Annotated in this window: 9 protein-coding genes; 4 read left to right on the top strand and 5 right to left on the bottom strand. The window is 43.1% G+C overall.

What is annotated here, in order from left to right; translation table 11 throughout:
* The coding region (locus AC1DSE_RS22385) for an ABC transporter substrate-binding protein (RefSeq protein WP_477528209.1) at positions 1-1,330 on the bottom strand (1,330 nt) is incomplete at its 3' end.
* Between the two features lie 53 nt (positions 1,331-1,383).
* Here AC1DSE_RS22385 and AC1DSE_RS22380 point away from each other — a divergent pair.
* From AC1DSE_RS22380 to AC1DSE_RS22365, 4 genes are all read left to right on the top strand, one after another.
* Positions 1,384-1,566 (top strand): hypothetical protein, encoded by a 183-nt coding sequence (locus AC1DSE_RS22380; RefSeq protein ID WP_441880924.1) that lies wholly within the window; start codon positions 1,384-1,386, stop codon positions 1,564-1,566.
* 26 nt (positions 1,567-1,592) lie between these two features.
* Positions 1,593-3,374: a sensor histidine kinase gene (locus AC1DSE_RS22375; RefSeq protein ID WP_477528208.1), complete on the top strand. Its 1,782-nt coding sequence runs from the start codon at positions 1,593-1,595 to the stop codon at positions 3,372-3,374.
* Between the two features lie 121 nt (positions 3,375-3,495).
* Positions 3,496-4,821 (top strand): ABC transporter substrate-binding protein, encoded by a 1,326-nt coding sequence (locus tag AC1DSE_RS22370; RefSeq protein WP_477511945.1) that lies wholly within the window; start codon positions 3,496-3,498, stop codon positions 4,819-4,821.
* 28 nt (positions 4,822-4,849) lie between these two features.
* Positions 4,850-6,535, top strand: a complete 1,686-nt coding sequence (locus AC1DSE_RS22365) for a response regulator transcription factor (protein ID WP_477511944.1) — start codon at positions 4,850-4,852, stop codon at positions 6,533-6,535.
* Between the two features lie 84 nt (positions 6,536-6,619).
* On the opposite strand, the gene AC1DSE_RS22360 is transcribed toward AC1DSE_RS22365, so the two are convergent.
* The 4 genes from AC1DSE_RS22360 to AC1DSE_RS22345 form a co-directional block, all read right to left on the bottom strand.
* Positions 6,620-7,519 (bottom strand): SDR family oxidoreductase, encoded by a 900-nt coding sequence (locus tag AC1DSE_RS22360; RefSeq protein ID WP_477511976.1) that lies wholly within the window; start codon positions 7,517-7,519, stop codon positions 6,620-6,622.
* 215 nt (positions 7,520-7,734) lie between these two features.
* A complete protein-coding gene (locus AC1DSE_RS22355) occupies positions 7,735-8,391 on the bottom strand; it encodes a transmembrane-type terpene cyclase (RefSeq protein WP_441880929.1) in 657 nt (218 codons plus the stop codon).
* A gap of 244 nt (positions 8,392-8,635) precedes the next feature.
* Positions 8,636-9,070, bottom strand: a complete 435-nt coding sequence (locus AC1DSE_RS22350; RefSeq protein WP_477528207.1) for a YciI family protein — start codon at positions 9,068-9,070, stop codon at positions 8,636-8,638.
* Positions 9,071-9,204: 134 nt separating this feature from the next.
* Positions 9,205-10,017 (bottom strand): alpha/beta fold hydrolase, encoded by an 813-nt coding sequence (locus AC1DSE_RS22345; protein WP_477511943.1) that lies wholly within the window; start codon positions 10,015-10,017, stop codon positions 9,205-9,207.
* Between the last annotated feature and the right edge of the window lie 326 nt (positions 10,018-10,343).

Raw genomic sequence — 10,343 nt, 5'->3', positions numbered from 1 at the left:
ATTTACCAGCGGCAAGCTCCATAAATACGGGTACGATTACACCTTTGGAGAAGTCAGCGGAGTTGTTGATTCCGTAGCCCCAAGGCGCATTGACCTTAGCGTTGTTAATTGCTGTTTCTGCTTCAGCGAGTGCTGCAGGCCATTCTGTATCGATAGAAACGGGAATAGCTTGAGCTTGCTTCACCATTTCAGCTTGTGTTTTTTGGCTTACCAGATATTTAACCAATTCGATAGCAGCTTCTTTATTGCTGCTGTTTTTGTTCAGCATAAGAGCTTGTGCGCCAAATGTCAGCTCATTCTGACCTTTTCCGTTGCCGTTAGGCACAGTTGGGAATTGGAAGGAGCCCCATTTGAAATCAGGACCTGCTGTGGCAGAAACTTCATTCGGAAGCCAAGTGCCGTTCAGATAAGCTGCGGATTGACCGAATACGAGATCCTGCTGTGCAGCTGGGTATTTACTGCCTGCAAGCTTAGAAGAGAAGTAACCTTTCTCTTTCATCATGACCATATCTTTGGCGAATTGAAGGATGATTGGATCCTTCCACATCTCGCCTGTTTTGTCATTCACGAGTGCGTCGACCCATTCATTGCCCATTGCGCTGCTGAGGTATCCGCCGATAAACAAATCACGGTATGCATCATCGAATGTAATTGGAGCAACGCCAGATTTTTTAATCAGCTCACAATATTCCATAAACTGCTCCCATGAGCTAGGCGGAGTCGTAATTCCTGCTTTCTCAAACACTTCTTTGTTRTAGAAAAATAGTACAGCGAACGGCTGTTGTGGAATCGCATAGTGGCCTTCTTCAAGTCCTGCTGTTACTGACAAAGATTTTGTCCAATCCATTAAGCTTGGCATAAGTGAATCTTGCAATGATTTTCCTTCCATGCCTACAGATGGTGTAGCCAAATATTCATCCAGCTTCAGCAAATGGTCCTTAACTATCGCCATCGTAACGGAAGGATCATCCTCGAATATATCGATTTGTTCGCCGCCGTCGAGTGCTGGTTTAATCAGCTTTCTAATATCCCGTCCTGTAAACTTCAGATCGACGGTAACTTTTGGATTAGCAGCTTTAAATTCATCGACTGCCACTTTAATCACTTTTGCTTGCGGTTCGGTGTCGCTCCACATGGACCAGAAGACCACTTTGCCATCAAGGCCGGCAGCATCGGGACTTGGCTCGGCAGCAGAAGTGGGCTCGGTTGTTGCAGCAGGAGCGGGAGACTCGGTAACCTCCGGGTTGTTGCTCTTCGAGTTTGAGCACCCGACGGCTAAAAAGATCATCATTACTGTTAATAAAATCGAAAATATTTTGTTTCTTTGCATTGTTGACTCCTCCTTTTTTTGGTAAGTATACCGCTGGGTATGCAACCGGGTACATGACCATTTTTGAACTGAATCCGTCATATTTTGTACTCAATTTATATTTGGTTATTGCTGATAAGGAAGCGGTTGCAGCAAACAGCGAGCGGGTGCATTACTTTATTAATAGAAAGGAAATAGGTTTTGCCAAAATGAATATTGACAGCGATGAGCTTGAGGTGGTTATATACGAGGAGTAAGCCTAACATCTAATCAAGGAGCCAATATGCAAAAAAACTTGCGCATGTCTACCATATTAAAACTATTTTTTATTTCGGTTGTTATCGTACCTGTCTTTTTAATATGCTCAGTCATATTGAACATTTACGAACGGGATATTCTCGAACAAAACACTGGGCGCTCACTGCAAATATCGAAAGCGCTTTCATATTCAGTAAGTCAAGAAATCAATCGCATGTCTGGTCTGTTTGCTTCGATTGGCGTAGATCAGGATGTCATTTTCACCATATTTGATATTAATCGTTTGAGCGGCATCGAAAAGCAGAAGGCTGCCAATAAGCTGAAAATAATGATCGAGAAGTACACCGCATCGGTCTCTGGCCGTGTGCTCTCTGTTAACTTTTTTTTTGATAACGGAAAATCATATTCTTATTTAAAAAACATGATGTTGGATGACTCTGCTGTACGCGAGCAAGATTGGTACCGTGACACGATTAGCAAGCCTGACGTCATACGGTTTCAAGGCATGCTTCCCAACGCTCTTTATGGGAATTACAATCCGTACATGATGGCCGCTGCGCTCTCTCCAAGCACGACTAATCGGATGTCCAAAATGGAATTGATCCTCTTTACATTTGAAAGCGGAACTTTCGATCATATTTTGCAGTCACGCGATAATTCGGAATCAGTTCTGCATATTGTAAGCGGCAAAGGTCAAATCATCGCTTCGAATACAGTTATTGATAGAGGAAGCCACGTTGTGAACAATTGGTCGAAAGAAATAAGCCGCGGTGTAGAAGGGTCCTTCGTGGATGACTCAGAGGACAATAAGAAATTAATAACATATGCAAAAGTAGACAATACGGATTGGTACATTGTTCAAATTATTCCATTCGCAGATTTGCTCGCCAATTACCGAAATGTAAATTCGTTTGTGTGGTTTCTCGCTATTTTGATCATTTTAGCGTTTGTGCTCGTTTCCTTCTATTTTGTTTCCAATGTGACAAAGCCGATCCGTGTGCTGCTCCACCAAATGGTTCGTGTAACGGGTGGAGATTTAAATGCGAAATTTACAGGCTCAGGCAGCTTGGAGATGGTAAGGCTGGGCCATTCCTTTAATCTAATGACCGAACAGGTTCGCCAGTTAATAAGCCAGCGTGAGAAGCAGGAGGTCGAAAAGCGTAAAGCTGAATTTGCCGCGCTGCAGTCGCAAATTAATCCGCATTTTCTAATCAACACGTTAAACGCAATTAAGTTTATGGCTTTAATAAGCAAAGCGGACAATATCCGCAACATGACTCACTCGTTGACACAGCTTTTAGCTTCCTCTTTTAACCGCGGCGGGCTTCTAACTACGATAGCGGACGAAGTCGACCATTTGAAGCATTATTTGTACATTATGGAGATTCGTTTCGGCAGGCCCATCCAAATGGAATGGAACATCGATCCTGAGGTTTCAGGACATTATTTGTTAAAGCTATTGCTGCAGCCTATATTGGAAAATAGCATCATTCATGGTCTAAAGGATATTGATTACCCTGGAATCATCACAATCACAATCGCAAAGGAGGATAAAAATTTACTCATTACGATCGCAGACAATGGGATGGGAATGACGTCAGACGTCATTGATCAGCTTGAAGACAGAACGGCCTCCTATACGTTTAGCGGAATGGGTAATCGAAATGTACATCGACGGATACAACTGCACTACGGCTTGCAATATGGATTACGGTACGAGTCTAATCTGCCGCAGGGAACAAAGGTTAGCATTCGATTGCCTTTGATTAATGAACCGGATGAGGAAATGGCTGATTTTTCAGCATAAATGATCATGTTTGAACTAAAAATGTCATCTTTTCTAACCATAAACGCTGTATAATAAATGCCATATACTTGAAAGCGCAATCATTCGTTTGCGGGTTCAGGTTTTGCTGGGAGAAGTGGAAATGAAATTTAACAAAAATATTGTCACAGTCTTAGTCGTTACTTTGATATCGGTAGGCTTGCTTGCAGGATGGATCGGTATGTTTAAGGCTGATACCAATGATACGATTTATTCTTTGGTTGTTAATACACCGCAGAAACAAACCTCCAATCAAAATCAGCCGGTAAAAATGAAATTTGGAATATGGGAATCGAAGACGGATATCGAATTTTGGACGGAGAAGGTGAAGGAATATTCGGCTCTCAAACCAAATGTAACAGTGGAAGTAGAGACGATTCCAGATAATAGCGGCCAATATTTAAAGGTGCGTCTGACGGCAAATGATTTGCCTGACCTATTTTATTTGAAACCGGGTCATTTGCCTATTTATAAAAATTCATTGTTGTCTCTTAATCAATTGCAAGCAACGAGCAGAAATAAATACCCAGCTGAAATAGAGGGGGAAACACTTGGCTTGCCGCTCATATCCTTCTCTGAGTATGTGTATTATAGACCAAGTATTTTTGAAGAGGTGGGCGTTAGTGTTCCGCAAACCTTAGGACAATTTATGGATGTGCTGAATCAAATTAATTTGCACGGCAAATATATTCCGATTGCTATCGGGGGCAAAGATGATTGGACCTTCTATCCATTTATTGAATTTGGACCGCCAATCCTTTCGAAGGACGAGAACTATTTGGCCAATATATCAAACGAATTGAAGCCATTCGGAGAAGGCTCAGCCTTTGGCAAAGCAGCCGATATGCTCAAGACGATCGCTGAAAATAAATTAGCTGGTCCCAACGCGCTCGAAATTGGCTTTGATCAGGCGAAACAATTGTTTCAGTCCGGAGAAGCGGCAATGATCGCACTCGGTCAATGGTATTACTCGGATCATGTGGCAAAAGTGAGCAATGATGAGGATATAGGTGCTTTTGCACTGCCGTGGAGGGAAACGACCAAAGAACCGCTGCTTTCTGTAACGATGCCGGACCAGTATATGGCGATTAACAAAAACTCCAAAAACAAAGAAGAAGCGATACAATTTCTAGAATGGGTATTCAGCCCCGAGGTTTATCAGGCTTTTATAAATAACTCACAAAGCTCATCGACGTTAACGGATGTTCAGTCCATACTTCCCTTTTTTAATGAGGAGAATAGAGAGCATCCATTTGTACCTTTTATGTATTCCGCGTTAGATGAGAAATTTGTACAAGTGAAAAACGCAGCGCAGTATGACGAGAAAAAGCTGGCGCAAGAAATTTTTGCAGGCGAGTCGGTAGCAGGCATTCAGAACAAGATGAATGAAAACTGGAGCAAAGCGGTGCAATATGTTCAGCATAATTAAAGCCTATCGATGTATGAGGGGGAGTAAGATGCCGAAATACCAAGCCTTTATCGTGGATGACGAGCCTTTAGCCAGATTAGCGCTTCGGGAATATATCGCTTTAACTTCAACAAATATTGAAATTGCAGGAGAGGCTGGCGACGGAGAAGAAGCATTGCATCTTCTAAAAGATCGTCAGGATATCGACATCATCTTCGCAGATATAAAGATGCCGCGCATGAATGGTGTGGAGCTGCTTGCAGCACTTAGAGATGTGTCGTTCGAACGCCCGCCGCTTATTATTATGCTTAGTGCATATGGCGACTATGGCTATGTAAGAGACTCATTTGTACTTGGGGCGTTTGATTATATGCTAAAGGCGAAATTGGATGAACAATATATTGCGCCTGTGCTGAATAAGACAGTGGAGGAATTGAATAGGCGTGAGCAGAGCAAGGCTGCGGAACCTGAATTGTCTGCCCTAGATGAAGACGAAATCGTTTGTTCCATGCTCCATCAGCTGTCGGTGTCAGATGGATTGAGCTCATCTGAATATGAACTCGATGAACAGTTGAAATTAGGATTGAATATCGTTCGGAAACAGTTGGGCGAGAAAAATCAGAAGGTAGCCTTCATTAGATTATCTCAAGTGGTTCACTTCGAGCATACGAAGCAAATCATTATGCAAACCATTAGAACCGTAACGAACACGGATAGAAATGAAGGAATATGCCGCGTTTGTCGTCATGATGAACGGAACTATATCCTATATTTCACCTTCCCTGAGCAATGCAGTGCGATGGCTATTCGAAGTTTGACCCAAGCCGTCTTAACGGATGTGAAAATAAGGCTGCGGCAGTTTTTGAATCTCCATTTATCGATCGGCATCAGTGACTCTGCCAATGGAGTGATGCAGTGGAATCGTTTGTTCCGTCAAGCTGAACGGCTTTCCCTTCTTAGTTACTATCAAGGATATGATCACTTGATTTATCCAGAAGCCGAACGATCAATGGGTTCAGAGAAGGACAATTGGAAAGAAGCATGGGCGCCATTTAAGCTCGAGCTGCTGCAAGCGCTAAAAGATACCGACCCTATGCGATGGAAACAGTCCATTCAGCACGGATTCAAGCTGCTGCTTGAATACTTTCCATCCTCGCCTGAGCCTATCAAAAAAGCACTCAGCGATTTGATCTGGGAAACGGGTACGCTGATGCATGAGCGAGGAATGTCGTGGGATAAGCTGCATGAAAGATTTCCTCAACCGGTTGAGCATGTCCGGAGTATAGAGACATGGGAGGAAACCATGGAATGGCTGCAATTATTTCTTGATGCCTTGCATGATAAGCTGCATCCTAAGCTCGACAAAACAGCTGCTTGGCTGAGCCCTGTTGTAGCGAAAGCTAAAGCTATATTAGATAATCATTTTAATGAAGATTTGCATTTGTCTACGATTTGCGCCATGGTCGGAGTCAGTGACAGTTATCTTAGCAAACAATTTGCGAAAGAAATCGGTATTAATTTTATCAACTATTTGACCAATTTAAGAATTGAAAAAGCGAAAGAAGGACTAGAGAACGGGTTGAAAATTTACGATGTAGCAGAAAGTGTAGGGTATGTTAATCCTGAGCATTTCAGCCGAATTTTTAAGAAGGTGACGGGACTTAGTCCAGTAACCTATCGCAAGAAATGTGAGAAACGTCCCATGACGGCTTCCTATTATTTAAAGCATTCATAAATGCTAAGGGGTTGCTTCTCAAGTAGGTTAATCTACTTGAGGAGCAACCCCTTATTTTGTGAAAAGGTAAGAAGGCAGCGAAGACTAAGTTTCTGTCATGATTCCGCCATTGACATGCAATACCTGACCTGTAACGAATGATGAATCGTCTGAAGCTAAATAAATGTAGGTTGGAGCGAGCTCGAATGGCTGCCCTGCGCGTTTCATTGGCGTATTGGCGCCAAATGTTTGCACATATTCAGCTGGATAGCTGGAGACGGTCAGAGGTGTCCATATCGGACCCGGTGCAACAGCATTAACACGTATCCCGCAATTAACGAGCTGCAGCGATAACGAACGGGTAAAAGATACGACTGCCCCTTTTGTTGAAGAATAATCGACCAGAAGCGGGGCACCTGCATAAGCAGTTACGGAGGCTGTGCTGATGATGGTGCTGCCTGGTTGAAGATATGGAAGCGCGGCTTTCGTCAAATAGAAATGAGGAAAAATATTGGTCCGATAAGTATCTTCCAGCTGCTCATTCGATATGTCCAAAATACTCGTCTGAGGAAACTGGACTCCTTGGTTAAGCACCAAGCAATTGATTTTTCCATAATGCTCGAGTGTTATTCTGATGATTTCTGTGGAGAGCTCTGGCCTGCGGAGATCACCTTCAATTAGCAGGCAGCGACCACCGTATTGCGCTACCATTTGCTGAGTTGCAAGCGCGTCTTGACGTTCGTACAAATAAACGATAACGACATCAGCACCCTCTTTGGCGAAGCCAATGGCAACAGCTCGGCCAATTCCGCTGTCTCCTCCAGTAATGATAGCTACTTTGCCGGACAGCTTTCCACTTCCTTTATATGCGGGATTGTCGGAAATCGGTAATGGGTTCATTTTGTACTCAAGGCCAGGCTGCCTGTCTTGATGCTGGGGCGGAAAGGTTAGGGGCTCCTGTTTGCACTTTGTTTCGTAGCCATAATAGGGATAAAACGGAATCATCATGGTATCCTCCATTTGAGTTCATTGCAATAGGGTATTCACCCAGCAACTAAAACGCAACTCTTAGTTAGTTTGCATATTGGAGGGAGTTTATAAAGATGGCTGTTTAGAAGAAAAGGACTTATGATACTGCACGAAGCAAAGCGATCATTCTTGATGCAGCCGAGCAATTATTTGCCGAGCAAGGTTATTCCGCAGAAATCCGCTAGCAGGCATTAGGCATTGATATGCGGTGTTTTATTGATCGTATGTTTGTGAACGGTTTTAATTGAAAGCCTATAAACAAGTAGGATATAAACAATGTCCAGTACAAGGATCAAAACATACATGATAAACAATAGTAGAGATTGCGGAAAGAGCGAGAAGCAGAGGATGGAGGCGAATAAAGTGCCTATCATTTTGAAATAAGCGATAGACAGGGATTGTCCCTTCAAGTCTTTGATCATCAGCATTCGGATGAAGAGAATCGACATGAGCAGATTGATGCCAAAGGCCGAATAAATGCCCATCTTATCATGGAATTCAACCGCCATACCATAATGCAGCAGAAATGCGATTACAAGCAGCGCGAAAACAGAAGCGTGAATAACGCGTTTAGGATAGGTGCCTTTGGAATAGTAGAGGAATTGAAGCAGAATAATGCAGTCAAGCAAGAACCACACTAAGGTCCCGATTTGCTGAAGCGGGTGAAACGGCATAATAAAGGTAAATAGAAATTCCCAAGTAATATTTGCACATATGCAGGCGAGCGGCATTCCACAGGCTTGATCCTTAAACCCTTTGTAAATAACGAGAATATAGACGATCGTCCAAAATAGTGCTACCCCAAACATGAGAAGAAACTCTACTTTTAAAGGCAACAGATGCTCCATATAACGACAATCGCATCCTTTCTAATATGATTCGCCCAACTAGTACAGGCATCTAGCTTGTCTATCTATATGAAATTAGTATGTCCTGTAGACCCTTGAACGAAAAAAGAGAAGAATTGTTATGCCCACAAAGGGAAGCCAGGCTATTGTTAGTTGGAAAATGAAAAAGGAGATCGACAAGGATCTCCTTTCTCAAAACTTAGCGTTTTTAACAAATTAATAGCGTGGTGAAGAGAGGATGAATTCACGTATTCTTTTGGTCGACAACTTGTTTACGAAGCYCCATTTCCTTTGCAAGGGTTTCGGGATTGTTCATTAAGTCTTCTGCCTCGAATACTTGTCGGAGCTCAATTACGCCTTGGCCAAATCCATGGGGATCCGGAAAACGAAGGGCCCATTCAACGGCTTCTTCTCTGGATTTGACTTCAATCAACGTGTAACCGGCAATTAATTCTTTGGCTTCCGTAAACGGCCCGTCTATCACCTTCGGCTTGCCACCTGGTTCCGGATAAGAAATCCGAATGCCGCTGGAGCTTGGCAGCAGTCCATCAGCAGCAAGCAAGACACCGGCTTTTACCAACTCCTCGTTATACTTCTGCATAGCATTAATGAGCTCCAAGCTTGGCATAACTCCAGCCTCTGAATCTGTTGTAGCCTTTACAATCATCATAAATCTCATAGGTGTATTCCTCCTATTTTTTAGTAAAGCTTATACCGATTGAAGTAAGTCCGATAATTCAGCTTCTACTTATTCGACGAATTAATCATCGATAGATCGACATCTCATCTACATCTATTCGTTATTATTTTTATTTAGTGATTGTTCTTAAAAAAAGCGATAAGCTCCACAGAGATTCGTTTGGCGTCGAGCTTCTTGGTATGTCCAAGCCCTTTTTTACTAACGAGCTGGGCATGTGGGAGCACCTTAGCAATGGCCTGGGCACCCCGCCGCAGTGAAGCTGGACTTTCGGTTCCTTCAATCACCAGCGTTGGCATTGTAACCGTACTCCAAAGCTTGGCAGGAAGTGGTTTTCCATCCATAAAGCCATCCAATAATGCTGCATCGTAGGGGAGTGTATGAGCGACAGCCATAAGGTTAGACCAAACGCTTGGCATCATGCGCATCATGGCAACTATAAAGGAGGGGGCTCCCATGCCTTTAGTCATAAAATATTTGATGGCATCTGCACGGCGATTTTGTGCAATCAGCTTCATGACCTGTTCTGCAAAGTCTTTCGGCGCTTTGCGATCTGCTGCATCGACAACAAATGGCGGCTCATGTAAAACCAGTTTTGTGATATTAGCTCCATTCGAAGCGGCCTGTAGGGCGAGAACTGCTCCAGATGACAGTCCCCAAACATATGCTGAGCCGCCAGCCTCTTCAATCATCGCCTTAAGGTCATCGATTTCATGGGTTGTGTCATATGGCTGTGTATCGCCGCTATCGCCGCGGCCGCGGCGGTCGTAGTTGTAAACCGTAAAGTGCTCGCTCAATAATTGTGCTAGCTGTACTTGTGCGGGGAATTTTCGGTAACTGAAAGCACCCGCTACTAATAGGAGTGCTTGCCCTTTACCCATTTTGTCATATGCGATTTTGGTTCCGTCTTTAGAAGTTGCGGTATACATTTGATTGCCTCCTTAGAATAAATAGCCTTATGTCTTTATTAAGACGACGAACCGCTGATGGGAATATCGACACCATTTCATAAACAATTTAAAAATATTTTGCTTGCTGTTTAAAAGCAAAAACGAGGGTTATGTAAACTTGTATAAAATGAAGGATTGAAAGGGATTTGCTATCTAAAGCGCAGGATTATTTGTTTATATCTATTTTATCCCTAGTATCTCTGATTTGCAGTAACTATGCTTAAATAGTTGTAGATCGTCAAAGGCGCAACCGAATAGCAGTTTGAGAGGAATGTAAGCAAATGAGAATAGAGTGCGGGCATTAT

It is taken from the genome of Paenibacillus sp. 01L418 (assembly GCF_056400045.1).
Note: the sequence above shows the minus strand (reverse complement) of the source record. Positions and strands in the feature narration are given on the sequence as shown.